At 72.2% G+C, this 25,329-nt stretch carries 23 protein-coding genes; 8 read left to right on the top strand and 15 right to left on the bottom strand.

Features of this window, described 5'->3' with window-relative positions; translation table 11 throughout:
• Window positions 1-11: 11 nt before the first annotated feature.
• A complete protein-coding gene (locus GVV04_RS16435) occupies window positions 12-299 on the top strand; it encodes a hypothetical protein (protein WP_161688904.1) in 288 nt (95 codons plus the stop codon).
• A gap of 79 nt (window positions 300-378) precedes the next feature.
• Here GVV04_RS16435 and GVV04_RS16430 read toward each other — a convergent pair whose 3' ends face one another.
• On the bottom strand, window positions 379-1,158 hold the full coding sequence (locus GVV04_RS16430) for a class I SAM-dependent methyltransferase (RefSeq protein WP_161688903.1): 780 nt from the start codon (window positions 1,156-1,158) through the stop codon (window positions 379-381).
• Window positions 1,159-1,211: 53 nt separating this feature from the next.
• Between GVV04_RS16430 and GVV04_RS16425 the strand changes: the two genes are divergently transcribed.
• Window positions 1,212-1,592, top strand: a complete 381-nt coding sequence (locus tag GVV04_RS16425; protein WP_161688902.1) for a PPOX class F420-dependent oxidoreductase — start codon at window positions 1,212-1,214, stop codon at window positions 1,590-1,592.
• Window positions 1,593-1,673: 81 nt separating this feature from the next.
• Here the strand turns inward: GVV04_RS16425 and GVV04_RS16420 are convergent, their stop codons facing one another.
• Together GVV04_RS16420 and GVV04_RS16415 are read right to left on the bottom strand one after the other, a co-directional pair.
• Window positions 1,674-1,883, bottom strand: a complete 210-nt coding sequence (locus GVV04_RS16420; protein WP_007073996.1) for a BldC family transcriptional regulator — start codon at window positions 1,881-1,883, stop codon at window positions 1,674-1,676.
• Window positions 1,884-2,167: 284 nt separating this feature from the next.
• Window positions 2,168-3,007, bottom strand: coding sequence for a hypothetical protein (locus GVV04_RS16415; RefSeq protein WP_161688901.1), 840 nt, complete (start codon window positions 3,005-3,007; stop codon window positions 2,168-2,170).
• A 217-nt stretch (window positions 3,008-3,224) separates the two neighbouring features.
• On the opposite strand from GVV04_RS16415, the gene GVV04_RS16410 reads away from it, so the two are divergent.
• Together GVV04_RS16410 and GVV04_RS16405 are read left to right on the top strand one after the other, a co-directional pair.
• Entirely contained in the window at window positions 3,225-4,307 is a 1,083-nt protein-coding gene (locus GVV04_RS16410) for a Glu/Leu/Phe/Val family dehydrogenase (protein WP_161688900.1), read from the top strand.
• Between the two features lie 313 nt (window positions 4,308-4,620).
• Complete coding sequence (locus GVV04_RS16405) at window positions 4,621-4,860, top strand: DUF3073 domain-containing protein (protein ID WP_161688899.1); 240 nt, start codon at window positions 4,621-4,623, stop codon at window positions 4,858-4,860.
• Window positions 4,861-5,007: 147 nt separating this feature from the next.
• Here GVV04_RS16405 and amcA read toward each other — a convergent pair whose 3' ends face one another.
• From amcA to GVV04_RS16380, 5 genes are all read right to left on the bottom strand, one after another.
• Window positions 5,008-5,244 (bottom strand): multiple cyclophane-containing RiPP AmcA, encoded by a 237-nt coding sequence (gene amcA, locus GVV04_RS16400; RefSeq protein WP_161688898.1) that lies wholly within the window; start codon window positions 5,242-5,244, stop codon window positions 5,008-5,010.
• The gene (gene amcB, locus GVV04_RS16395; protein WP_328822457.1) at window positions 5,213-6,319 is read right to left on the bottom strand and encodes a cyclophane-forming radical SAM peptide maturase AmcB; all 1,107 of its coding nucleotides are present in this window, start codon (window positions 6,317-6,319) and stop codon (window positions 5,213-5,215) included. Before amcB ends, amcA begins: the two co-directional genes overlap by 32 nt.
• A 129-nt stretch (window positions 6,320-6,448) precedes the next feature.
• A complete protein-coding gene (gene purM, locus GVV04_RS16390) occupies window positions 6,449-7,603 on the bottom strand; it encodes a phosphoribosylformylglycinamidine cyclo-ligase (RefSeq protein ID WP_161688896.1) in 1,155 nt (384 codons plus the stop codon).
• Between the two features lie 65 nt (window positions 7,604-7,668).
• On the bottom strand, window positions 7,669-9,207 hold the full coding sequence (gene purF, locus GVV04_RS16385) for an amidophosphoribosyltransferase (protein ID WP_161688895.1): 1,539 nt from the start codon (window positions 9,205-9,207) through the stop codon (window positions 7,669-7,671).
• Window positions 9,208-9,367: 160 nt separating this feature from the next.
• Window positions 9,368-9,703 (bottom strand): sterol carrier family protein, encoded by a 336-nt coding sequence (locus tag GVV04_RS16380; RefSeq protein WP_161689420.1) that lies wholly within the window; start codon window positions 9,701-9,703, stop codon window positions 9,368-9,370.
• 188 nt (window positions 9,704-9,891) lie between these two features.
• Between GVV04_RS16380 and GVV04_RS16375 the strand changes: the two genes are divergently transcribed.
• The gene (locus tag GVV04_RS16375; protein WP_456238323.1) at window positions 9,892-12,069 is read left to right on the top strand and encodes a carboxypeptidase-like regulatory domain-containing protein; all 2,178 of its coding nucleotides are present in this window, start codon (window positions 9,892-9,894) and stop codon (window positions 12,067-12,069) included.
• Window positions 12,070-12,192: 123 nt separating this feature from the next.
• Here GVV04_RS16375 and GVV04_RS16370 read toward each other — a convergent pair whose 3' ends face one another.
• The 4 genes from GVV04_RS16370 to purS all read right to left on the bottom strand — a co-directional run bounded on the left by GVV04_RS16370 (window position 12,193) and on the right by purS (window position 16,810).
• Window positions 12,193-12,948 (bottom strand): 2-phosphosulfolactate phosphatase, encoded by a 756-nt coding sequence (locus tag GVV04_RS16370; RefSeq protein ID WP_161688893.1) that lies wholly within the window; start codon window positions 12,946-12,948, stop codon window positions 12,193-12,195.
• A 4-nt stretch (window positions 12,949-12,952) separates the two neighbouring features.
• Window positions 12,953-15,802 carry a phosphoribosylformylglycinamidine synthase subunit PurL gene (gene purL, locus GVV04_RS16365; RefSeq protein WP_161688892.1) on the bottom strand — a complete coding sequence of 950 codons (2,850 nt, stop codon included), beginning with the start codon at window positions 15,800-15,802 and terminating at the stop codon, window positions 12,953-12,955.
• Window positions 15,803-15,866: 64 nt separating this feature from the next.
• Complete coding sequence (gene purQ / locus GVV04_RS16360) at window positions 15,867-16,550, bottom strand: phosphoribosylformylglycinamidine synthase subunit PurQ (RefSeq protein ID WP_161688891.1); 684 nt, start codon at window positions 16,548-16,550, stop codon at window positions 15,867-15,869.
• Complete coding sequence (purS, locus tag GVV04_RS16355) at window positions 16,547-16,810, bottom strand: phosphoribosylformylglycinamidine synthase subunit PurS (RefSeq protein ID WP_161688890.1); 264 nt, start codon at window positions 16,808-16,810, stop codon at window positions 16,547-16,549. Before purS ends, purQ begins: the two co-directional genes overlap by 4 nt.
• Before the next feature lie 368 nt (window positions 16,811-17,178).
• Here purS and GVV04_RS16350 point away from each other — a divergent pair, with 368 nt between their 5' ends.
• Window positions 17,179-17,862, top strand: coding sequence for a S1 family peptidase (locus GVV04_RS16350; protein ID WP_161688889.1), 684 nt, complete (start codon window positions 17,179-17,181; stop codon window positions 17,860-17,862).
• A gap of 63 nt (window positions 17,863-17,925) precedes the next feature.
• The gene (locus GVV04_RS16345) at window positions 17,926-18,492 is read left to right on the top strand and encodes a YbjQ family protein (protein WP_161688888.1); all 567 of its coding nucleotides are present in this window, start codon (window positions 17,926-17,928) and stop codon (window positions 18,490-18,492) included.
• Window positions 18,493-18,665: 173 nt separating this feature from the next.
• Here the strand turns inward: GVV04_RS16345 and purB are convergent, their stop codons facing one another.
• Window positions 18,666-20,090 carry an adenylosuccinate lyase gene (gene purB, locus GVV04_RS16340; RefSeq protein WP_161688887.1) on the bottom strand — a complete coding sequence of 475 codons (1,425 nt, stop codon included), beginning with the start codon at window positions 20,088-20,090 and terminating at the stop codon, window positions 18,666-18,668.
• A 430-nt stretch (window positions 20,091-20,520) separates the two neighbouring features.
• Complete coding sequence (locus GVV04_RS16335) at window positions 20,521-22,287, bottom strand: sugar ABC transporter permease (RefSeq protein ID WP_161688886.1); 1,767 nt, start codon at window positions 22,285-22,287, stop codon at window positions 20,521-20,523.
• Between the two features lie 348 nt (window positions 22,288-22,635).
• Between GVV04_RS16335 and GVV04_RS16330 the strand changes: the two genes are divergently transcribed.
• Complete coding sequence (locus tag GVV04_RS16330) at window positions 22,636-23,895, top strand: S1 family peptidase (RefSeq protein WP_161688885.1); 1,260 nt, start codon at window positions 22,636-22,638, stop codon at window positions 23,893-23,895.
• Between the two features lie 127 nt (window positions 23,896-24,022).
• Here the strand turns inward: GVV04_RS16330 and GVV04_RS16325 are convergent, their stop codons facing one another.
• Window positions 24,023-25,315 (bottom strand): acetyl-CoA C-acetyltransferase, encoded by a 1,293-nt coding sequence (locus GVV04_RS16325; RefSeq protein ID WP_161688884.1) that lies wholly within the window; start codon window positions 25,313-25,315, stop codon window positions 24,023-24,025.
• Window positions 25,316-25,329: the final 14 nt, after the last annotated feature.

The following is a 25,329-nucleotide window of genomic DNA, read 5'->3' as shown; positions in this document are numbered from 1 at the left end:
AGGACCGGAACATGAGCCAGGCACCGGAGAGTGTGGAGAACCCGGCGACGGTGGAGACCCGCGGGGACGAGCGGGTCGACCTGCTCCGCGCGGACACCAACAACGACGGCAAGACCGACGTCTGGGTCGTCGACACCGACGGCGACGGTCGGGCCGACCTGTTCCAGTTCGACACCGACGGCGACGGCAAGGTGGACATCACCATGGTCGACATCGACGAGGACGGGACCCCCGACGAGGTGGTCGACGGCGACGGTGGCCTCCCGCCGGAGCCGCTCCCCCCGACCGTCCAGGTCTGAGGCGCGCGGAAGGGGCCCCTGCCGAGGCTTCCCGCCCGACACGGGCCCCTTCCGCGTACCGGAGTCGACCCCGGGCCGGTCAGCCGGCCAGCGTCAGGGTCGCCAGGTAGTACGGGGCGTCCCGGTCGTCCACGTCGGTCAGCCGCCACGGGGTGCCCCGGACCAGCTCGGCCAGCTCGGCCACCGAGCAGACCAGGTAGTCGAACCAATCGGTGCCCAGTTCCCGGTACCGCAGCCGCAGCCGCAGCTGCCCGCCGAGCCGGCCACGGCTCCGGTTCAGCTCGTGGTAGCCGGTGTGCACCGGGTCGGTGGTGCCGTACGGGTCGGTGCCGTGCGCGATGACCTGCGCGCCGGGCCTGGCGAGCGCGGCGAGCGCGGCGAGGAACGCCGGTGCCCGGTCCCGCCCCTCGATCAGCCCGAGGTTGTTGCCGAGCAGCAGGAAGGTGTCGTACCGCCGGCCGTCGGCGACGTGTTCGTCGATCGTGCCGTGTACCAGGTCCCGCACCCCGCGCCGGCGGCACACCCTCAACGCGCCGAGGGAGGTGTCCAGCCCGGTCACCGGCACTCCGCGCTCCTGGAGCAGCAGCGCGATCCGGCCGGCGCCGGCGCCGATGTCCAGCGTCTCGCCCCGGACCTGGTCCACCGCCCGGTGGTCGTACGGCTGCCACTCGGCGGGGCCGGCCAGGTAGTGGGCGGCGGGTGCGCCGTTGATCAGGCCGTCGTCCCGCTCGATGATCTCGATGACGGGCCGGGGCAGCCGCCCACCGGCCATCGGCCGGGGGCCGATCCCGGTCTGCACGGCGAGCGCGTCCCGCAGCAGCTCGCCGAATACGTCGCCGATCCTGGGTTCCCCGGTCACGGGGTTCACGCTAACCCCCTGGGCGTCGGGTCGCGCGGCCGTATCCTTGCGGCGTGACCACCTTGGACCGCCTCGCCGCGGAGAAGTACGTGCTGTTGACCACGTTCCGCAGGGACGGGCGGGCGGTGCCCACCCCCGTGTGGGCAGCCCGCGACGGTGACGCGCTGGCCGCCTGGACCGTCGCCGACTCGGGCAAGGTGAAGCGGATCCGGCGCAGTGGCGAGGTGACGGTGGCACCGTGCGATCTGCGGGGCCGGCCGCACGGTGAGGCGGTGCCCGGTCACGCGACCATCTGCGGCCCGGCGGACACCCTACGGATCCGCGAGCTGCTGAAGCAGAAGTACCGGCTGGTGGGGCGGCTCAGCCTGCTGGGCAGCCGGCTGCGGCGGGGCGAGCGGGGGACGGTGGGCATCCGGATCAGCCTGTCGGAGTGACCGCCCGGGCCGGACACGGAGCAGGGGCGGCGGACCGTTGTCCGCCGCCCCTGCTCCGTGTGTCTGTAGAATTCCCGGCGGTCAGTCTCCCTGGCGCTGCTGGGGAATCTGCCCCTGCAGCAGAGCCCGAACCTCCGACTCGCGGTAACGGCGGTGCCCCCCGAGGGTCCGGATGGCGCTGAGCTTGCCAGCCTTCGCCCAACGGGTCACCGTCTTCGGGTCGACACGGAACATCGACGCCACCTCGGCCGGTGTGAGCAGCGGCTCCGGTTCGTGCGTTCGCGATGCCATATCGGTCACTCCTCCACAGGTATAGACATCGGCCGGGGTCCCGCCGGCCGACGCGTCTCCCATGGTCCGGCTAGTCCCCGATGTCCGACATGGGCCGAACGGCCGAAGGTCCCTAGACGGACGGATGAACCATGCCCGATTTATACGACTAATACACGGCAGGAACCACCTTATTCGGACTCATAATCACTGGTCGTGATGCTCCAACTACGAGCACACCTCAAAACGGGAGCGCTCCCAAGGGCGTTTTACGGCCTCCTGAGTGGCCTACGCCCAGGTGGGGACTAGTTGCAGCGCTCCAGGAGCTGGACCGCTCGCCAGCGCGCGACCAGCGTGTCGTAGGCGGTGGACGCCTCCTCGGCCTCCCCCTTGGAGAGCCCGGCGAGCCCGGTCGCGACGAGCGTCGGTGAGTCGTCCGCGGCGAGGGTCTCGTCGGAGAGCAACTCGACGAGGCCGCCGTAGTCCAGCTCCACCACCGAGCGCGGGTGGAACTCCTCCAGCCACCGGGCGGCCTCCTCGACCGCCTCGGTGATCGGCGCCTCGCCGACGGTCTTGCCCAGCACCGACAGCGCCCGGGACGACCGGCTCCGGGCCTTGGAGATCTCCGTCCGGTAGCGCAGCGCGCGTCGCCCCGGGTGGGCGACCAGGTCCCGCTCCTCAGCGTCGAACAGGACGAACCAGCGCAGCGGCACGCCCCAGGTGGCGATCTGCTCGTGCACCCGGGGGACACCGTGCTCCAGCACCCGCGCCCCGCTGCGCCAGTCCTCCACCGCCGCCTTGGCCTGGCCCGCGAGGACCGGCGGCACGAACGCGTCGGCCAGCACCGCCGGCACGCCGTCCCGAGCGCTCAGCGCCGCCTCGGCCACCCGGATCCGCAGGTTCCACGGGCAGACCAGCAGGGTGTCGTCGGACTCCAGGACGTACGCCTCTTCGGGCAGGTCGGGCAGCCGGGTCCAGCCCGCGCCCAGCGCCTCGATGACCGCCGTACGCTGCCGCCCCGGCCCCTCCGAGGGGGGCACCGCCCGCCCCTCGGACACGTAGCGCCGCCAGTACGACTGGCGGTCCCGGTCGAAGGCGGTCAGCGGCTCGTACACCCGCAGGTACGAAGCGAAGAGCGACGGCACTGCGCGATCCTCCCACGAGACGGAATCCGGACGCGGGCAGCGCCCCGAGCGCGCCCGACGTCCCCGCTCACCCGCCGGACGCCCGGACGTCGGACGTCGGACATGCTGGGACGACAGTACGGCGTAGGACGACATTAGGCTCGACCCACCGGCACCATCCCGCCGGCGTGCCACAGGTTCCGTCCCACAAGGACGCACACCGACACAGGAGTCAGCCATGGGCGTATTCGCCAGCACCGACGGCCCGTCATCCACCGGCCACGAACAGGTCGTGTTCTGTCAGGACACGCAGACCGGGCTCCGGGCGATCATCGGGATCTACTCCACCGCGCTGGGCCCCGCGCTCGGCGGCACCCGGTTCTACCCGTACGCCAGCGAGGAGGCGGCGCTGGCCGACGTGCTCGACCTGTCCCGCGGCATGGCGTACAAGAACGCTCTGGCCGGGTTGGACCTGGGCGGCGGCAAGGCGGTCATCTGGGGCGACCCGGCACAGCTCAAGGGCGAGGCGCTGCTGCGCGCGTACGGCCGCTTCGTCGAGTCGCTGAACGGCCGCTACTACACCGCGTGCGACGTCGGCACCTACGTCGCCGACATGGACGTGATCGCCCGGGAGACCCGCTACGTCACCGGCCGTAGCGTGGAGCACGGCGGCGCGGGTGACTCGTCGGTGCTCACCGCGTGGGGCGTCTTCCAGGGCATGCGGGCCGCCGCCGAGCACGTCTGGGGCACCCCCACCCTGAACGGCCGGCGGGTCGGCGTGGCCGGGCTGGGCAAGGTCGGCAAGCACCTGAGCCGGCACCTGCTCGACGACCACGCCGAGGTGGTGGCGACCGACGTCGACCCGCGGGCGCGCGAGTGGGTCCGCGCCAACCACCCGCAGGTCGAGCTGGTCGACGACGCCGCCGCGCTGGTCGCCGCCGACATCGACGTGTACGCCCCCTGCGCGCTGGGCGGCGCACTGGACGACGAGACCGTGCCGGCGCTGCGGGCGAAGGTGGTCGCCGGGGCGGCCAACAACCAGCTCGCCCACCCGGGAATCGAGAAGCTGCTCGCCGACCGGGGCGTCCTCTACGCCCCCGACTACGTGGTGAACGCCGGCGGCGTGATCCAGGTCGCGGACGAGATCGAGGGCTTCAACTTCGAGCGGGCCAAGCTGCGGGCCACGAAGATCTACGACACCACCCGGCAGATCCTGCGGCTGGCCGACGAGGAGGGCGTCCCCCCGGCAGTGGCGGCGGACCGGCTCGCCGAGCGCCGGATGGCGGAGGTCGGCCGGCTGCGCACCATCCACCTGCGCTGAGCGTCCCGCCCGACCCGGTACGGAAGACGCGCCGGGTCGGGCCCCTCGGGTGGAGTGGGACGGATGGCGGCGTTAAGCTGGGAATCGGGGTGATTGCCGCCCATCTGTCCGGCGTCATGGGTGGTTCGGCATTCGACCCTTACCCCGGTACACTTGGTGACAGCCGGGTCACTGCGACGCGCAGGGCCGGCAGACGGTAACCCGAGGTGCCGAACAGCGGCATCCCCATGTACCGTAAGAGCCACGAGAGATGCCTGACGTCATCGGGGCCCGCCTTCGGGCTGCCCCGCATTCTGTGCGAGGGGGTCGAGCCATGGGGCGCGGCCGTGCTAAGGCCAAGCAGACGAAGGTGGCCCGGGAGTTGAAGTACCACTCCCCGAACACCGACCTCACCGCCTTGCAGCGCGAACTGGCGGGTCCTGGTAAGTCGGACCACGCCGTCGGTGCTGGTAAGTCGGACCACGCCGTCGTCGATGACGACTACAAAGAGTATGTCGACGACGACGATCACCCGGACGAAGACCCGGACCCCTGGGTCCGTCCGACCCGCTGACCTCCGGGAACATCTGAGCACGCGGCAAGCCCCGCGTGCTCACGCATGTGCCCATCGGGATGCGGCGTGCCCACCCGATGATCAGGGGCCTGCCGTGCCGGAGCCGATCCGGTCGCCGCGGCAGGTCCTTGATCTCGGAACCGCCCCTCAGCGGGGCCGGTTGTTCCAGTTGTAGAACGTCGGGATGTTCTCGAAGTGGTTCCAGGCGCAGACCGCGCCGGCACCCTCGCTTCCCGCCGCCTCCGAACGCAACCGGCGCGCGTCCTCCGCCTCCTGGAGCAGGTCGGCCAGCCCGGCGGCGGTGTCCCGCACCCGGTCCGCGACCGGCTGCCCGGTGTCGCCCCCGACACGTTCAGCCTGCCGGTTTTCGATGGTCTCGGGCATGGTCCAACACTCCCTCCAGTAAGCGGATCTTGCTGTTGCGGCAGTGCTCGGTCTCCGTACCGTCGAAACGCCCCAGCTCGAAGTAACGGTTGGCGGCGTGCCCACCCCCGCAGAAGCCGAAGTACGGACAGGACGACCGACACGCCTCCACGCCGGCCAGGAACTCACCCACCCAGGGGGTCCGCAGCTCCACCCCGGCCAGGATCTCGGCCAGCGGGGTGGTCAACACGTTGCCGCTGCTGAAGTCGCCGTACCTGGGGTCGCTGAAGCCGGCCAGCTCCGGGGAGAGCACGGTCACCGACCCGTCGTGGCCGACCGTGGGGATCGGGTCGAGCCGCCGGGGCAGCAGGTCGTCGGCGGTGCCGTCGAGCACCGCCGCCGCGTACCGCAGCGACCACTCCACCTCGCGCAGGTGGATCCGGGGGTCCCGGCGCCAGGCGGCCACCAGCTCGGCCCAGAACGCCCGCACCGGCGCCGCCTCGTGGGCGTTGCCGCGGGTGTTGACCCCCTCGGTCTCCTCGATGTTGACCCCCAGCACGTCACAGCCGAGGCCGAGGAAGTAGTCGTACAGCTCGGCGGCCCGGCCCGGGGTCGGGTCGCTGACCACCGCCAGCGCCGAGAACGGCAGCCCGTGCCGGCGCAGCGTCTCGATGCCCCGCACGATGCGGTCGTACGCGGGCCGGCCGGCCCGGGTGACCCGGTCGCCGTTGCGCCCGCGCGGCCCGTCCACGCTCACGCTGACCCGCACCTGGTGCGCGGTGAGAAACTCGCACCAGGCGTCGTCGATCAGGGTGGCGTTGGTCTGCACATGGTGTTCGACCTCCGGCCCGAACGGGGCGAGCAGCGCGGCAAGGTGCTCCCGCCCGGCCGCGAGGGGCTCCCCGCCGTGCCACACCACGGAGAACCGGCCGGCCGAAGCCCACGGATTCACCGACGCGGCGACCGCCTCGGCCACCGCGACCGGCATCCGCCGGTCCGCCGCCCGGAACGGCAGATAGCAGTACGCGCAGTCCAGGTTGCAGAGGGTGGTCGGCTGCATCACGACGTACGACGGGATCGGGGAGAGCCCTCGCATCCCGTTCACCGGCCGTTCCCGAGCAGCCATCGCCCTCCCTCCTGGCCAGAAGTGTGTCCTTCAGGCTAGGCGGCGATGGCCACTCGGGTGAACCCCTGATCAGGTACTCGGATGATCAGCGCTGGGTGATCAGCCGCGGGTGTGCTGGCCGACCATCTGCACCCTGCCGGTGCCCTCGATGATCTCGCCGGCCTGCCAGGCGTCGACGCCCCGGCCGGTCAGCGTGGCCAGGGCCCGGTCGGCGTCCTCGGCGGAGACGATCGCGAACATGCCGACGCCCATGTTGAAGGCCGCGTCCATCTCCTGGTCCTCGATCCGGCCCTTGGACTGGATCAGGTCGAAGATCGGCTGCGGCTTCCAGGTGGAGCGGTTGACCACCGCGTCGACGTGCTCCGGCAGGATCCGGACCAGGTTGCCCGGGATGCCGCCGCCGGTGACGTGGGCGATCGAGCGCACCTCGGCCTCGGCGATCAGCTTGAGGCAGTCCTGGGCGTAGATTTTGGTCGGGGTGAGCAGCTCCTCGCCGAGGGTGCGCTGCCGGCCGAAGTCGTCGATCACCACGTCCAGCCGCATCCGGCCGGCCCCGAGCAGCACGTGCCGGACCAGGGAGTACCCGTTGGAGTGCAGGCCCGAGGAGCGCATGGCGATGACCACGTCGCCGATCTCGACCCGGTCCGGGCTGAGGATGTCGCTCTCCTCGACCACGCCGACGCCGGTGGCGGAGACGTCGTACTCGTCCGGGCGCAGCACGCCGGGGTGCTCGGCGGTCTCGCCGCCCAGCAGCGCGCAGCCGGCGTACCGGCAGCCGTCGACGATGCCGGCGACGATCTCGGCCACCTTGTCCGGGACGACCTCGCCGCAGGCGATGTAGTCGAGCAGGAACAGCGGCTCGGCCCCGCAGGCCACCAGGTCGTCGACGACCATCGCGACCAGGTCGATGCCGATCGTGTCGTGGATGTCGAGCTGCTGGGCGATCACCAGCTTGGTGCCGACGCCGTCGGTCGAGGACGCCAGGATCGGGTTCTTGTACTTCTTGGTGTCCAGCCGGAACAGGCCGGCGAAGCCGCCCAGGTCGCCCATGACCTCCGGGCGACGGGTCTGCTTCACCTTGGACTTGAACAGCTCGACCGCGCGGTCGCCCGCCTCGATCGAGACGCCGGCGTCCGCGTACGAGACCGAGCGTTTGCGCGCCGGGCGGCCGGTGCCGGCCGTCCAGGGCTGGCGGTCGCCGCCGGCGCCGGTCGGACTGCTTCCTGTGCCGCTGCGCTCGGACACGTGCGTCACGGTTCTCCCCTTTGTGGTTCTCGCGGGGTGCCGGGGCTGACCCGGCGGGCCCGCGTCGGGCGGTGCTATGGGCGGTGTACGGTCGCGCCGCCCGGAGCGGCGACGAGCGGTGCGGCGGCGTGCTCCGGGGCGTCCGAGGCACCAGCGACCCGGCGTCCCACTCCTTCGAGCACGTGCTTGCCGATCAGGTTCCCGGCCGGCAGATCGATCGGGTACTCCCCGTCGAAGCAGGCCCGGCAGAGCCGGGTCCTCGGCTGCTCGGTCGCGGCGATCAGGCCCGGCAACGAGACGTACCCCAGCGTGTCGGCACCAATGGAGCGCCGGATGCCCTCGTTGTCCAGCCCGTTGGCGAGCAGTTCGGCCCGGGTGGCGAAGTCGATGCCGTAGAAGCACGGCCAGTTGACCGGCGGGGAGGAGATCCGGACGTGGACCTCCAGGGCGCCCGCCTCGCGCAGCATCCGCACGATAGCCCGCTGGGTGTTGCCCCGCACGATCGAGTCGTCCACGACGACCAGCCGCTTGCCCCGCACGTTCTCCCGCAACGGGTTGAGCTTCAGCCGGATGCCGAGCTGGCGCAGGGTCTGCGACGGCTGGATGAAGGTGCGCCCCACGTACGGGTTCTTCATCAGGCCGGCGCCGTAGGTGATCCCGGACTCCTCCGCGTAGCCGATCGCCGCCGGCGTGCCGGACTCCGGCACCGGGATCACCAGGTCGGCCTCGACCGGGTGCTCCTTGGCGAGCTGGCGGCCGATCTGCACCCGGGTGGCGTACACGTTGCGCCCGGCGATGGTGGCGTCCGGCCGGGCGATGTAGACGTATTCGAAGATGCAGCCCTTCGGCTCCGGCGCGGCGAACCGGCTGGACCGCAGGCCGTCCTCGTCGATGGCGATCAGCTCACCCGGCTCCACCTCGCGGACCACGCTCGCCCCGACGATGTCCAGCGCGGCCGTCTCGCTGGCCACCACCCAGCCGCGCTCCAGCCGGCCGAGGACCAACGGCCGCACGCCGTGCGGGTCGCGGGCCGCGTAGAGCGTCGACTCGTCCATGAAGACGAAGCTGAACGCGCCGCGGAGCTGGGGCAGCACCTCCATCGCGGCGGCCTCGACCGAGAGGTCCGGCCGGCTGGCCAGCAGCATCGTCACCAGCGAGGTGTCGTTGGTCGAGCCGTCGGCGACCAGGCCCCGCTCGGCGACCTCGCGTTGGAGCTCGGCGGTGTTGACCAGGTTGCCGTTGTGCGCCAGCGCGATCGTGGTGCCCGCGCTGGTGGACCGGATGGTCGGCTGGGCGTTCTCCCAGGTCGAGCCACCCGTCGTCGAATAGCGCGCGTGCCCGATCGCCAGGTGCCCGCGCAGGCTGGCCAGGGTGGGCTCGTCGAAGACCTGGGCCACCAGGCCGAGATCCTTGTAGACCACCACGCCCGAGCCGTCGCTGACGGCGATCCCGGCGGCCTCCTGGCCCCGGTGCTGGAGCGCGTAGAGCCCGAGGTAGGTCAGATTGGCGACCGCCTCCCCGGGCGCCCAGACGCCGAAGACGCCACACGCGTCCTGCGGGCCGGGCCGTTGGGGATCAAGGTCGTGGCTCAGCCGGCCGTCGCCTCGGGGCACTTACCGCTCCCTCATGCTGGGTCTGGACTGGCCGGGCGGGATCTCGGGTTCGGATCCACGCTTGCTCGGCCGGGACCACTGTCGTCGCCTCAAAGTGTACGCGAACGGGCGTCAATGCAGACAGTCACGGCATGGCGCCGCAACGTGACCACTGCGAGGGCTAGTCGTTCGGTCGGAGCGGGAGGTGCGCGGAGAGGTCAGCGCGGACGCCACTGACCCGTACGCGCCCCTCGGCGACCGCGTCCGCCCAGCTCAGGCGGCCCGTCGCCAGCTCCAGCCAGGTGGTCGGGTCCAGCTCGACGACGTTCGCCGGGGTGCCACGGGTGTGTCGGGGACCGGGAATGCACTGAACTGCGCCGTAAGGTGGGACACGTACCTCCACCGATCGGCCAGGGGCTCGGTCCGCAAGGCTCGCCAACAGGGCCCGAACCGCCTCCCGGAACACCGGCCGTTCGGGCGTACGCCCCTCGTCGAGGGCGGCGAGCGCGGCGGCCACGGCTGCGGACTTTGTGTGCGGAGAGGACACGACGGGACGATACGACCTGGCTCAGGCGCTTTCGACGCGGCCCTGGGTCGCGCCGATCCGGTCAGACAAGGCATAGTTGCCCACGGCGTATTCGTACCGTGATGATCCCCGGCCCGGCGCCCCGCCGGCCAGGGAAGTCAGACCGGAAGGCGGTGGACGTGTCAACGCACCGACGTGCCTGGAAGCAGCGGGCCGGTGTGGTCGTGGCGCTGGTGGTCGGCGTCCTGCTCGCCGCCCCCGCCGCACCTGCCCTGGCGGCCGAGGTCGCGGTCTCGCCCGGCTCGCTCAACCTGAACGCTGGCAGCGACGCCACCGTGACTGTCCAGGTCACCCCGCGCGACGGCGACGAAACCGCCAGGATCAGCCTCAGCGGTTTGCCCTCCGGGGTGAGCTGCGCGGACGGCTGTGGCCAGATCAACTTCAACGGCCAGTCGCCGAAGACCCAGCTGCTGACGATCAAGGCGAGCGACAGCGCACCCGAGGCGGGCGGCGTCACCGTCACGGTCCGGGTGCAGCCCGACAAGTCCAACCCGGGCACCGGGAGCTTCCAGGTCAACGTGAAGGCGAAGGCCGCCCCGGAGCCGACGCAGGAGCAGGTGCAGACCGTCAAGTCGGTCTCCGGCAAGGTGGTGGCCGCAGCCAACGGCGCGGGGGTGCCGAACGCCATCGTCATGCTTCAGGACAGCGGCGGCCACCACTACGAGACCACCAGCGAGGGCAGCGGGAACTTCCGCTTCACCGGGAGCAAGGACCGGCCGATCACCCCGGGCCGGATCGGTATCGGCGCCGTCCAGGGTGAGATCCGCACCACCAAGTCGTTCGACGCGAGCGCCGGACAGAGCGTGACCGGGCAGCGGATCAGCCTGGCGATCAAGGTCGAGGTGAGCCCGAGTCCGACTCCGTCGGCCACCGAGGAGCCACTGCCCACCGACGAGCCGACCGAGGATGCCGCCGACGAGAGCGCCGCGGCCTCCCCGGGAGTCGCGCAGAAGAACACCGCCACCGAGAAGGAGTCCGGCTTCGGAACCTTGCTGCTCATCCTGCTCGGCGGCCTGTTCGTGGCTGTCGGCGTGGGCACCATCGTGCTGCTCTGGATGAAGCGCCGGGAGAACGGCGACGACACCGACGACGATGACGACCCGGCCGGTGCCGCAGGGGCGGGCGCGGTGCCCGCCGCCCGGGGGGCGTACCACGGGGCGGACGACAAGACCCGGGTGGTCAACCGCGTCGGCACCGGGCCGGACCCGACGATGGTCGGCGGCACCTCGCTCAGCGACGCGCCGACGATGATGCACCAGCCGATCGTGGACGACGTCCCGCCGGACCCGTACGGTGCCCCGCCGCCCGCGTACGGCCCCGGTGGCCAGCAGGGCGGCTGGGGAGCCGGCAGCAGCGGCGGCTACGGCGACGAACCCCGGGGCGGCGGCTACGGCGCGGCCGGGGGCTACGGCAACGCGCCCGCCTCGGGCGCCGGCTACGGCAACGCGCCCGCCTCCGGGGCCGGCTACGGCAACCCGCCCGCCCCCACCTCCACCGGCGGGTACGGCGCGCACGGCACCAACGCCCCGGCCTCCGGCGGCGGGTACGGCTCCGGGAGCGGGTACGGCGGCACGCCCGGCGGGTACGGCACCGACGCACCGGCGTCCGGCGGCGGCTACGGCAGCCAGGGCTACGGCGCACCGGCGGACCCGGCGACCGGGGGCTACCCGGCCCAGGGCGGTGGTTACGGCGAGCGCTACGACGAGCCGACCGGCCGGTACACCGGTGAGTCCACCGGCTCGTACACCCCCCCGGCGGACCCGTACCCGACCAGCACCTACCAGGCCGACCAGGGCCACAGCTACGGCCAGCCGGAGTCGCCTCCGCAGTACGGCCGCGGCGGCGAGCCCACCGGCGGCGGGTACGGCCAGCAGGGCGGCTACGACGCCGGCCAGCAGGGCGGCGGCTACGACCAGCGCGGCGGCTACGACGCCGGTCAGCAGCGCGGCGGCTACGGCGGCGAGAGCTACGGCCAGCAGGGCGGCTACGGCCAGGCTGGCGGGTACGACCAGCAGCAGGGCGGCGGCTACGGCCAGGAGCCCCCGCAACAGCGTGGCGGCTACGGTCAGCAGCCCTCACCGCAGGCCGGGGGGTACGGCCAGCAGCCCCCGCAGCAGGGCGGCGGCTACGGCCAGCAGCCCTCACCGCAGGGCCACGGATACGACCAGCCGGCCGGCTACGACCAGCAGCAGGGCGGCGGCTACTACGGCGACCAGGCCCAGCCGGATCGGGCCCGGCCCGACGGCCCGCCGCAGCAGGACCGGGGCGGGCGCCGGCTGGACTGGCTGGACGACTGACCCTCGCGGGTCGACCGCCCGCACCGCGACGCAGAGAGCGGCTGCCCCGTCGGGCAGCCGCTCTCACTCGTCGGGGCCAGGAATGACGTAGAAAGGGACCGGCCGAGGGCCGGTCGAACCGGCTCAGGCGGCCGAGAAGACGCCCTGACGCAGCACCGGGACCACGTCCGAGACGCCGACCTGGACCGCGACCTCCACGTCGCCGGCGAAGCCGCCCTCGGCGAGCTCCCGGCCGGAGACGCAGCCGCGCACGGCGGCCGGCACGTCCGGGGTACTGGCCAGCGCGGCGAGGGTCATCGCGGCCTCCACCGACAGCCCGCCGGGCACCCCGGAGAGGGAGTCGAGCACGCACCCCGCCCCGAGCTGGTCCTCCACCGAGGGTCGCAGGGCGCCGTCGGGCCAACGCTCGCCGGAGGCGATCACGCCGATCGGGGCGTCGACCGAGCCGTACCCCCGCTCGCACAGCCAGCGCCCGACGGCGCGGGCGTTGCGCAGGCAGGCGGCGACCACCGGAAGCCCGGTGGCACTGGCGGCGGCGCTGATCGCCGAGCCGTTCGGCGACGGCAGCACCAGGTCGGCGACGACCGGCGCGGTACGCAGCGCCGCCGGGGAGAGCGACCACGGATGTTCCGGGGTCGTCTGCCGGCGGCCCACGGCGGCGACCGCGCCAACCCGGCGCCCGTACTCCGCCGCCTGCGCACCCCAGGGGAACGGGTGCACCCGCATCCCCCGGGCGACCGCGACCTCCACGGCGGTGGTGAACGAGAGCACATCCACCACCACCAGGACGGCGCAGACGCGACCGAGCTCCGCCGCGCCGGTCAGCCCCCAGTCGAACCGGGCGCCGGAGCCGGGTTGGGCGAAGACGGCCGCGGCCATCGCCTCAGCGCTGATCGGGCACGGCGGACCGGTCGGCGCCACCGGCGTCGGGTTCGGTCGCCCCGGACGGACCGGTGGACCGCTCCGGGCCGTCGACCCGCTCGTGCCCGCCGTCGACCGGCTGCCCGGACGCCCCGCCCGGGGCGTCGGCGGTGAACCCGGCCTCGGCAGCCGCCGTCGTGTCGGCGGCCAACCGGCTGGCCGGGGCGGGCCCGGTGTGCTCCGGAGCCACCCGATCGGCCGGCGTGGCGACGGGGGCCGCCGCCGCCCGGTCATTCTCGGGCGTGTCGACCGCCGGCGTCAGGGCCGAAGCGGCCGTGGTCGCCGCCGGAGCGGCGCCCCGCCCGGTCGGGGCTGCCTCGGCAGGCTCAGACCCGCCGAAGAGCCGGGGCAGCGTGGCGCCGTGCACGGTGCGCAGCTCGTCCAGGCCGATCCGGAACTGGCCGCGCACCTCAAGGGCGCCACCGGCCTGGTCGGTGACCCCGATGAGCTCCCACGGGACCCCGCGCTCGGCGCAGAGGGCGGTGAACGCCTTCTCGTGGCCGCGCGGCACCGAGACCAGGACCCGCCCGGCGGACTCGCTGAACAGGAAGACGAACGGCATCGAGCCGCCGGCGAAGTGCTCCGGCACCGCGATCTGCGCGCCGACCCCGCGCCGCAGGCAGGACTCGACCAGGCTCTGCGCGAGGCCGCCGTCGGACAGATCGTGCGCCGAGCTGAGGTGCCCCACCCGGACCGCCTCGGCCAGCAGCTCGGCGAGCTGCCGCTCGCGGGACAGGTCGACCTGCGGCGGGATGCCACCGAGGTGCTCGTGGGTCACCCAGGCCCACTCCGAGCCGGAGAGCTCCACGTGTGTCTCGCCGAGCAGGAAGAGCTGGTCGTGATCGCCGCCGGTACGCGGGACGAAGCCCATCGACATGCGCTCGGCCACGTCGTCCAGCACGCCGAGCACGCCGACCACCGGGGTCGGGTGGATCGCCGCCGCGCCGGTCTGGTTGTAGAAGCTGACGTTGCCGCCGGTCACCGGGATGCCCAGCTCCAGGCAGCCGTCCGCCAGGCCGCGCACGGCTTCGGCGAACTGCCACATCACGCCCGGGTCCTCCGGCGAGCCGAAGTTGAGGCAGTTGGTCACGGCGATCGGCTTCGCGCCGGTCACCGCCACGTTCCGGTACGCCTCGGCCAGCGCCAGCTTCGTGCCGTTGTACGGGTCGAGCCGGGCGTACCGGCCGTTACCGTCCAGCGACAGGGCGACGCCCAAGCCGGTGCGCTCGTCGATCCGGATCACGCCGGAGTCCTCCGGCTGCGCGAGCACGGTGTTGCCCAGCACGTACCGGTCGTACTGCTCGGTGACCCAGGTCTTGTCGGCCAGGTTCGGCGACGCGATCATGCGCAGCACGGTCTCGCGCAGCGCCTCCGCGGTCGACGGCCGGGGCAGCGTTTCGGCCCGGTCGGCCTGGAGCAGGATCAGGTCGGCCGGCTCGCGCATCGGGCGGGCGTAGACCGGTCCGTCGTCGACCAGCGAGCCCGGCGGGACGTCCACCACGAGCTGGTCGCGCCAGGTGATCACCAGCCGGCCCGGCTGGCCGTCCGGGGACGGCGCGGTGACCTCGCCGATCGCGGTGGCCCAGACGCCCCACTTCTCGGCGGTCTTGAGCACCGCCTCCAGCTTGTCCGGGGCGACGACCAGCAGCATCCGCTCCTGGGACTCGCTGGCCAGGATCTCCTGCGGCTCCATCGAGGCCTCGCGCAGCGGGACCCGCTCCAGCCAGACCCGCATGCCGGTGCCGGCGGAGGCGGCGGTCTCCGTGAGCGCGCAGGTCAGCCCCGCGCCGCCGAGGTCCTGGATGCCGACGACCAGCTCGGCGTCGTACAGCTCCAGGCACGCCTCGATGAGCAGCTTCTCCATGAACGGGTCGCCGACCTGCACGGACGGGCGGCGCTGCTCGCTGCCCTCGTCGAAGGTGGCGCTGGCCAGCACCGACACGCCGCCGATGCCGTCGCGGCCGGTCCGGGCGCCCATCAGCACCACGACGTTGCCGGGGCCGGTGGCTTCCTTCTTCTGCAGCCGGTCGACCCGCAGCACACCGAGGCAGAGCGCGTTGACCAGCGGGTTGCCCTGGTAGCAGGGGTCGAAGACGACCTCGCCGCCGATGTTGGGCAGGCCGAGGCAGTTGCCGTAACCGCCGACGCCGGCCACCACGCCGGGCAGCACCCGGGCGGTGTCGGGGTGGTCGGCCGCGCCGAAGCGCAGCGGGTCCATCACGGCCACCGGGCGGGCGCCCATGGCGAGGATGTCCCGGACGATCCCGCCGACGCCGGTCGCCGCGCCCTGGTACGGCTCGACGAAGCTCGGGTGGTTGTGCGACTCGACCTTGAAGGTCACCGCCAGCTCGTCGGAGACCTGGACCACACCGGCGTTCTCGCCGATGCCGGCGAGCAGCCGGTCGCTCGGCGGGGCCTTCTCACTGAACTGGCGCAGGTGCACCTTGCTCGACTTGTAGGAGCAGTGCTCGCTCCACATGATCGAGTACATGGCCAGCTCGGCCTGGGTGGGGCGACGGTCGAGGATGTGCCGGATCCGGTCGTACTCGTCGTCGCGCAGGCCCAGCTCGGCGTACGGCTGGAGCTCGCCGGGGGTGTCCGTGGCACGCGACACGGTGTCCGGGCCGTGCGACCAGTCGCCGGCCGGCGCGGGCGCGGACCGGGCCTGGTCGGGGTGGCGAACCACCTCGACGGGCCGGGCCGGGGCGACCGGGCCGGGCTGCGGCGCCACGGAAGCCGTGAACGGCTCCGCCGGGACGGCCGGGAAGCCGCCCGGGTTCTCCCGTACCGCCGGGTCCGGATGGGTGGTCATGACCTCTCCTCGCTGCGCTCGCCGCCGCCGGGGCGGTTGAGCCGACCGATGGTGCCGCGCACTGTCACGCCGGGGCCCCCACCAGGTGCTTGAGCACCGAGGTGAAGAAGCCGAGGCCGTCCAGGGAGGGGCCGGTGAGCGCCTCCACCGCGTGCTCGGGGTGCGGCATGATGCCGACCACGTTGCCGGCCGGGTTGGTGATCGCGGCGATGTCGCGCTGCGACCCGTTGGGGTTGCCGCGAACGTAGCGGGCGACGACCCGGCCCTCGGCCTCGAGCTGGTCGAGCGTCGCGGCGTCTGCGACGTAGCAGCCCTCGCCGTTCTTGACCGGGATGAGCACCTCCTGGCCCGGCTGGAACGTGTTCGTCCACGCCGTGCCGGCGGCCTCGATCCGCAGGACCTGATCCCGGTTACGGAAGTGCAGGTGCTGGTTGCGGGTGAGCGCGCCGGGCAGCAGGTGAGCCTCGCAGAGGATCTGGAAGCCGTTGCAGATGCCGAGCACGGGAAGGCCGCCCCGGGCGGCGTCCACCAGGGTCTCCATCACCGGGGCGAACCGGGCGATGGCACCGCAGCGCAGGTAGTCGCCGTAGGAGAAGCCGCCGGGGAGGACGACGGCGTCCACCCCGCGCAGGTCCGCCTCGCCGTGCCAGAGCCGGACCGGCTCGGCACCGGCGATCCGGACGGCCCGGGCGGCGTCCCCGTCGTCGAGCGAGCCGGGGAACGTCACCACACCGACCCGGGCGGTCACGGGCGTGCGCCCACGGTCTCGTCGGTCTCGACCACGCGGACGCTGAAGTCCTCGATGACCGGGTTGGCGAGCAGCTTGTCGGCAATCTCCCGGGCCCGGTCCAGGTCCGGTTCACCGGTGAACTCGATCTCGATCCGCCTGCCGATCCGGACAGAGGCGACGTCGCTGACGCCGAGCCGGGGCAGCGCGTTTGCGACGGCCTGGCCCTGAGGATCGAGGATCTCGGGCTTGAGCATGACGTCGACGACGACGCGAGGCACTGGGCACTCCTGACTGTGTACGCAGTTGGGTGCCGACCCACAACGGGCGAGCGCAGCCAGCCTACCTGGCAGATACCGCCTCAGCCGCACCGGCCGGGGGCAGTTCAGGCAGTGATCAACATAACCGGCGGAGCTCTGGGCCGCCCGGTGTCCGGTCCTGCGTGAAACGTCCCGGAGCAGGCCGTTCGCCACGCCAGGGAGAGCCAAATTGTTACATCGGTTGACCTCGATCGCAACCTTGCCGCAAGATGCGCCGACCCCTACTATCCATCGACAAGACTCAATGCAGAGTCGGCGGGGTGACCCGTGACCCCACCGGCGCGACCGACCCGGCGATCCCGGGTCCGAGAGGCAAGGAGTACGTCCCGATGCGTATCCGTTCCCTGCTCGCCGTGGTCGGCACCGCCCTGGTCGGCGTCCTGGGTGCCGCCGGTGGCGCAGTCGCCGCCCCGGCCGGCCCCCAGCCGATCATCGGCGGCGGCACCGTCTCCTCCGCCCCGTGGGCGGCCGCCGTGTTCAGCAACGGCTCGTTCACCTGTTCCGGCAGCGTCATCGCCGCGCAGTGGGTGCTCACCGCCCGGCACTGCGTCAGCGGCACCATGTCCGTGCGGGTCGGCAGCGTCTACTACGCCTCGGGCGGCACCACCCGCACCGTGAGCGCCTCGTACACCCGCTCCGACCTGGCCCTGCTGCAGCTGTCCAGCACGGTCAGCACGTCCACCGTCACGCTGGCCAGCGCCAACCCGCCCGTCGGCTCCACCAACACGATCTACGGCTGGGGCATGACCTGCTACAGCGGCTGCTCCGCCTCCAGCCAGCTCAAGACCGCCAGCGTCCGGGTGACCAGCACCAGCGTGACCGACGCGTACGGCGGGCAGGCGATCCGGAGCACCCGGATCAACGGCAACGCGTGGCGGGGCGACTCGGGCGGCCCGGAGTTCTACAACGGGCTCCAGGTCGGCGTGGCCTCCACCGCCGACGGGTCGAGCATCCAGAACTACGGCAGTGTCGCGTACAACAGGGCCTGGATCACCTCGGTGGCCGGTGTCTGACGGTCACCCCTCCCGGCACCCCGTCTGGGGCATGTCGGGTGGTTGACACCGAGGGCGGCGCGGATGGTCGGCGGAACGCCGGCCGTCCGCGCCGCCTCGTTTTGCAGCATCCGGTCAGCTGACCACGGCCGACGAACCGGCCCCCGGCCGGTGCGACAGCATCGAACCGTGCTGGTCGTGACGACGGATCAACTGCCCGGCTACGAGATCCGCCAGATCCTCGGCGAGGTGGTGTCCTCGATGGCCAGGACGCGCAACCCGTACCGCGAGGGGGTGAAGAACCTCCGCGGCGGCGCGTACGACCCGATGGCGCCGGACAACCTGACCCGCTGGCGGACGGACTCGGTGGCCCGCCTCGGCGAGGAGGCCCGCCGCCTCGGCGCGAACGCCGTGATCGGCATGCGCTTCGACAGCCGGGACTGCGGCGAGATGTGGATGGAGATCTGCGCGTACGGCACGGCGGTGATCGTGGCCCCCAAGACCCCGGACATCATGCCCCCGGACCAGCCCATGATCGCGGCCGAGACGGCCAACGACCCGGCGATCACCGGCTCCCCCGGCGGCATCGCCGAACCGGCCAGCGCCCCCAACCTCAGCTCCGCCGCCGAAACCCCCACCCGCAACTCCTAACCCACCCCACCCGGGCCCACCCCGCCCGGGCCCGCCCCGCCCGGGCCCACCCCGCCCGGGCCCGCCCCGCCCGGGCCCACCCCGGTGATCAAGAGGTTTACGTCAATCTGGAGATCAACTCTGACGCAAACCTCTTGATCACCGGGGCGAAGGGGGGTGGGGTGGGGGTGGGGTTAGAGGATGGGGGGTGGGGAGTAGGTGGCGGCGGCGGGGTGGGCGGTGACGATCTTGGCGATGCGGGTGGTGACCGCGTTGACCTGGGCCTCGGCGGCGCCGACGAAGGCGGTCCGGTCGGCGACCAGATCGTCGATGTCGGCGCGGGACAGGCCGAGTCGCTCGTCACCGGCCAGGCGGTCGAAGAGGTCGTTCTCGGTGGTGCCCCGCTCGCGCATGGCCAGCGCCACGGCGACCGCGTGCTCCTTGATCGCCTCGTGCGCGGCCTCCCGGCCGACGCCCCGCCGGACCGCCCCGACCAGGATCTTCGTGCTGGCCAGGAAGGGCAGGAAGCGCTCCAGCTCCCGGTTGATCACCGCCGGGTACGCCCCGAACTCGTCGAGCACGGTGAGGAACGTCTGGAACAGCCCGTCGGCGGCGAAGAACGCGTCCGGCAGGGCGACCCGGCGGACCACCGAGCAGGAGACGTCCCCCTCGTTCCACTGGTCGCCGGCCAGCTCGCCGACCATCGACAGGTACCCCCGGATGATCACCGCGAAGCCGTTCACCCGCTCGCTGGACCGGGTGTTCATCTTGTGCGGCATCGCGCTGGAGCCCACCTGGCCCGGCTTGAAGCCCTCGGTGGCCAGCTCCTGGCCGACCATCAGCCGGATCGTGGTGGCCAGCGACGACGGCGCGGCGGCCACCTGGGCCAGTGCGGCCAGCACCGCCATGTCGATCGAGCGCGGGTACACCTGACCGACGCTGTCCAGCACCCGGGAGAAGCCGAGGTGCTCGGCGACCCGGCGCTCCAGCTCGGCGACCTTCGCGGCGTCACCGTCGAACAGGTCGAGCTGGTCGGCGGAGGTGCCGACCGGGCCCTTGATCCCACGCAGGGGGTACCAGTTGATCAGGTCTTCCAGCCGCTCGTACGCGATCAGCAGCTCCTCGGCGGCCGACGCGAAGCGCTTGCCCAGCGTGGTGGCCTGCGCGGCGACGTTGTGCGAGCGGCCGGTCAGCACCAGCCCGGAGTGCTCGTGGGCGAGCCGGGCGAGCCGGGCGAGCGTGGCGACGACCCGGTCCCGGACCAGCTCCAGCGAGGCGCGCACCTGGAGCTGCTCGACGTTCTCGGTGAGGTCCCGGGAGGTCATCCCCTTGTGCACGTGCTCGTGCCCGGCGAGCGCGCTGAACTCCTCGATCCGGGCCTTCACGTCGTGCCGGGTGACCCGCTCGCGCTCGGCGATCGAGGCCAGGTCGACGTCGTCGAGCACCCGCTCGTACGCCTCGACGACCCCGTCGGGGACGGCCACGCCGAGATCACGCTGGGCGCGGAGGACGGCTAGCCACAACCGCCGCTCCATCCGGATCTTCTCCTCCGGTGACCAGAGGGCGACCAAATCGGGCGAGGCGTATCGGTTGGCGAGCACGTTCGGGATCGTCGTCACGTACCTCAGTCTTTCATGCCTCCCACCTGGGCCCTCCCGATGTCGACCCGGGCCGGACGGCCGGAGGCTGCCGGCGGGGAGAACCCGCCGGCAGCCCGATCGTTCCGCTACCGGCCGGGAAGGGCGATGGCCCGGTCGAGCGCGATGCCGATCATCTGCTCGACGCTGAGCAGGTGCCCATCGTCGGAGAAGATTTGCACACTCACCCTTGTCCCGTCGGTCCTGTGGACAACCCTCGGGCTGCGACCGGCCGTCACCGGAGAATTTGGCGGCCTGGGCCACCGAGCCGGGGGCGGTGACCTGGTACGCCGCACCGGGTACCAGGACCAGCGCCGTGCCGGAGAGCGCGGCGATCAGCCATTGCGTGAAATTCACTACGAACCTCCTCGTGGACGACGGGTGCGTCCATCGTCGAGAGGTTCGGAGCTATTTATGCGGTTTCGGACGTTTTGTCAGACAAAGGTGACGACGGCGGCAATCCTGCCGACCCCGCCCGTACGACGAGCCGGTCCAGATAGCCCACCTGCAACGCCACAAACACGACCAGGAAGAGCGCCAGCATCGGCAGCGGCAGCACCTGGGCCACCAGCCCCTGCGTCGACCCGTCGGCGCCGAAGCCCTGAGCGAGCCGCATGACGAGCAGGTTGCTCGCCGGCGCGCGCTCGACGTCCAGGATCATCAGTTGCGGCCAGAGCCAGCTCTGCGCGCGGACCAGCCAGTCGATCAGCCCGACGGCCGCCAGCAGGGGAAGGGTGGGCAACAGCATGGTTGCGCCGAACCGGCCGCCGGCCGCCCAGCGTTCCCGTTGGCCCCGGAAGAAGAGGGTGAACGCCACCAGCGCGGGGATGCAGAGCCAGCCCGGCGGGATCGCCCCGACGAAGGTGTCGAGCTGGCCAGCCTCCCGGGCGCGGAGAAAGTGGGCGATGGCCAGCGGGCCGTCGCCCACGAAGAACCAGGGCGCGAACGGCAGCAGCAGCAGCTCGCTGGCACGGCCGAGCGGGCGCAGACCACCGATGGCGAAACCGGCCAGGGCGGCGAGCCCCACCCCGACCACCGTGGAGACCAGCGGCGGGAGCCAGGTGTTGGCCTGGATCTGGCCGGTGGAGAGATTGCCGGGCAGCTCCGGGGCGCCCGAGGTGAGGGACCGCAGCCATGGCGCCAGCACGTAGCCGAGCACCCCGAGGAACACCAGCAGCCCCGCCACCAACAGGACGCGCGCGGTCGAGTTCGTCGTGCCGGGCCCGGCTTTCGCCGCGCGGTCCCGCCACCCGGTGAAGGCGATCTCCGTCCGGGTGACCAGGAGCAGGACGACGGCGAGGACGCCGAGCACGGCCAGCAGCGCCAGCAGCAACACGCTGCCGGCGGCGCCGACGCCGAAGTCGAACTGCACCAGGCTGGCCCGGACCAGCCGCACCAGCGGGCCGGAGTGTTCCCTGGGTCCGACGAGCACCGGCCACTGAAGGGACCAGGACTGCACGGTCACCGCCACGACCGCGAGCCCCAACACACCACCGACGACCAGCATCGTCGGCCAGGAACGACCACCGGAGGGCCGGCCGCCCCCGGGTTGACCGCCGTCGGCGACACCACCCCCGGGGCGGCGCAGCGCGGCGAGGAAGAACGTGGCGCCGACCGCGACCACCAGCCCGGCGGTCAGCAGCGCCACGGCGCGTACGGCGGTCAGCGTGGTCGCCTGCGCCCAGCCACCGGCATCGGCCTCGACCCGGTCCACATTCGAGGCAACTCCCACCGCGAGTGGGGCGTAGGTGGCCAGCGGCAGGGCCAGCAGCGCCCGGGTGACCAGGCGGGGCACCCGACCGGCGCGCTGTGCCGCGAGGGCGAGCAGCGGCGCGACGAGAAGTGCGAGCAACAGCGGCACCAGCGCGAGCAACAGCGCGAAGCCCAGGTCACCGACGAATCCGCGCTCGAACACCTGTGCGTAGTTGTCGCCGCCGGCGGGCTCGGGCGTCCCGCCCGGCCGGCTGCCCCGTTGGAAGCTCTCAGTCAATGTGCGGACCGATGGGAGCACATAGGACCAGAGCAGGGCGACAGCGGCCGGCGCGAGCAACAGCAGGCCGATGACGACCTGGCCGCCCCGACCGATGCCACCGAGAGGCAACCTCGGCTCGGACGGGACCGAGGACGACGGCGCGTGGTGGATCTTCGGGTCGGGCAGAGGCGTCGGGCGGGCAGGCATCGGGGTGAACCTCCGACTGGACAGCAGCGAGACGGATCTCAGACTAGTCAGGTGTCCTCGGGGTTGCGACGAGCAATCCACCATCGACAACCAGGCGACGCCACCTGCACCGCTGCCCCGGCCTCGCGGGTGCGGTCGACCGGGAGCGCCACGAGCCGTGCCGGGAGGCTCGGCTGTCCGATCGATAAATCGATTGCCCATGATCTCCTAGACGATCATGCTCCTCGCATGATCAAATCTGTAGGACGATGCTTGACCGCGGCACTCGCCGCTGGCAGCGGCGTAATCTGGATCTCCCCGCCAGCGACTGCCGCAGTCACCTCTGCTCGTCCCGCGACCCAGTCCGCGGTGGCGGTGCTGACCGCCGAACCAGCCGCCGACGCGCCTCTTCTGCCCGGCTACGCCGAGGCCCTGGACGTCGCGGTCGAGCGGGCGTATGAAAGCCCGACCGAATACTCCATGCCGTACGTGGAAAACAACGAGCTCAGGATTCCGGTGTCGCTGACGGCATCGGCGGAGACCATTGCGGCCGCCGCTGCCAGCATCACCGTCTCGCCGGCCCCCGCCGAAACGATCACCGACGACCCGAACACCCCGAGCACAGAGGTCGACAAGGACTCCGTGCCGGTCGAGTCGCCGGGTGGGATCATCACCCCGGCCAAGGCCGAGGTGATGATCGAGGCTGCCGTCGAGCGGGTGTCCTACTCGATGAGTGAGTTGACCGCCGTGCAGGACGAGGTGCTCACGCTCGCCGACAGTCAGTTGGTCGGCGTCGCCAACCTCCGGACAGCCGGCATCGACGCGGTGAACAACCGGGTGGTCGTCAAGGCCGAGACGGTGACGGAGGAGATGCGTCAGGCACTCGCCGCCCGTTACGGCGCCGACCGTGTCGCTCTGCACCTGGTACCGGGGTTGACGGCCCCGTCGGCCAAGGTCGGGCGGCAGGACGACACGTCGCCGTACTACGGCGGTGCCTACTTCTACACCGCTGCGGCCAGCGGATGCTCCACTGCCTTCGGCTGGACCCACGAGGGCGTCAACTACATGCTGACCGCCGGCCACTGCACCTCGCTCAACGCCAAGGCGTACGCCCCGAGCGCGACTCTCGGCACCGTCTCGGCCGACAACTGGAACAACACCACCGGCTCCGTGAAGGTCAACGGCAAGTCCTACTACTCCGGTGACGCGTCGACGATCAAGCTGACCAAGTACTCGGCCGGCCGCGTCTACAAGGGCTCGACGACGTCCAGCACCTCACGGGCGGTCACCTCCCGCATGACGAGGCGCTCGTACGTCGGGGACACCTACTGTGTCAGCGGCCAGGTCACCGGTGAGATGTGCGGCTTCCGTGTGCAGGCGACCTACGTGACCGTGCGCTATAGCGATGGTTCGACCCTCCGCAACGCCATGGAGGGCTACCGCAACGGCAAATGCACCCGCGGCGGCGACTCCGGAGCGCCCATCTACAACATCAAGAGCAACGGATCGGTCACCGCCAGGGGCATCCTGAGCGGGGGATCCACCAACACCAGCGGCAACTGCTACGACTACTTCACCGACACGAAGCTGGCCGAGGATGCCCTTCCGGGCATCATCAAGCTCGGGTAGCTGACGCAGGGGAGACGGGCTACGGCCCGCCTCCCCTGCCACCATCGAAACGCGGTCACCGTCAAGAGGCGTCCGGGGCGATCCCGCGTCCGCCCTTCGCGGTACGACAGGTGCAAACACCCGGCCGTCAGCGCTCCAGGATCGCCGTCACGCCCTGGCCGCCGGCCGCGCAGATCGAGATCAGCCCCCGCCCACTGCCCTTCTCGGCGAGCAGCTTCGCCAGGGTGGCCACGATCCGCCCGCCGGTGGCGGCGAACGGATGCCCGGCGGCCAGCGACGAGCCGTTGACGTTGAGCCGGTCCCGGTCGATCGCGCCGAGCGGGGCGTCCAGGCCCAGCCGGTCCTTGCAGAACTCCGGCGACTCCCAGGCGGCCAGGGTGGCCAGCACCTGGGAGGCGAACGCCTCGTGGATCTCGTAGTGGTCGAAGTCCTGCAACGTCAGCCCGGCCCGGGCCAGCATCCGGGGCACGGCGTACGCGGGGGCCATCAGCAGCCCCTCGTCGCCGTGCACGAAGTCCACGGCGGCCGTCTCGGACCAGCTGAACCAGGCGAGCACCGGGAGGCTGTGCTCGCGCGCCCACTCCTCGGACGCGAGCAGCACCGTCGACGCGCCGTCGGTGAGCGGCGAGGAGTTGCCGGCGGTCATGGTGGCCCGGTCGGCGTCCGGGCCCCTGTGCCCGAAGGCCGGCTTCAGCGAGCCGAGCTTCTCCAGGCTGGTGTCCGGCCGCAGGTTCTGGTCCCGGGTCAGCCCGAGGTACGGCGTCATCAGGTCGTCGAAGAACCCCCGCTCGTACGCGGCGGCGAGCCGCTGGTGGGAGCGCAGCGCCAGCTCGTCCTGGGCCTGCCGGTCGACGTCCCAGCGCAGTGCGGTGCGGGCGGCGTGCTCGCCCATCGACAGCCCGGTGCGTGGCTCGGCGTTGCGCGGGATCTCCGGCCGGAACGGCTGCGCCGGGCGCAGCTTCGCGGCTATCCTCAGCCGCTCGCCGAGGGTCCGGGCGCTGTTGAGCCGGAGCAGGGTGCGGCGCATCTCCTCGTTGACGGCGAGCGGCGCGTCGGAGGTGGTGTCCACTCCGCCGGCGATGCCGACGTCGAGCTGCCCGAGGGCGATCTTGTTGGCGACCAGGATCGCCGCCTCCAGGCCGGTGCCGCAGGCCTGCTGGATGTCGTACGCCGGGGTGCGCGGGTCGAGGCGGGAACCGAGCACCACCTCACGGGTGAGGTTGAAGTCCTTCGAGTGCTTCAGCACCGCCCCCGCGACGACCTCGCCGACCTGCTGCCCGGCCAGCCCGAACCGGGCCACCAGGCCGTCCAGTGCCGCGCCGAGCAGGTCCGTGTTGGACGCGCTGGCGTACCGGGAGTTGGACCGGGCGAAGGGGATGCGGTTGCCGCCGATGACCGCGACCCGCCGGATGCTCTGCACGATCCCACCTCCAA

The sequence above is a fragment of the Micromonospora rubida genome, from assembly GCF_009908295.1.
GTDB lineage: Bacteria > Actinomycetota > Actinomycetes > Mycobacteriales > Micromonosporaceae > Micromonospora > Micromonospora rubida.
The sequence above is the reverse complement of the archived record's forward strand: the minus strand, read 5'-3'. Positions and strand labels throughout refer to the sequence as shown.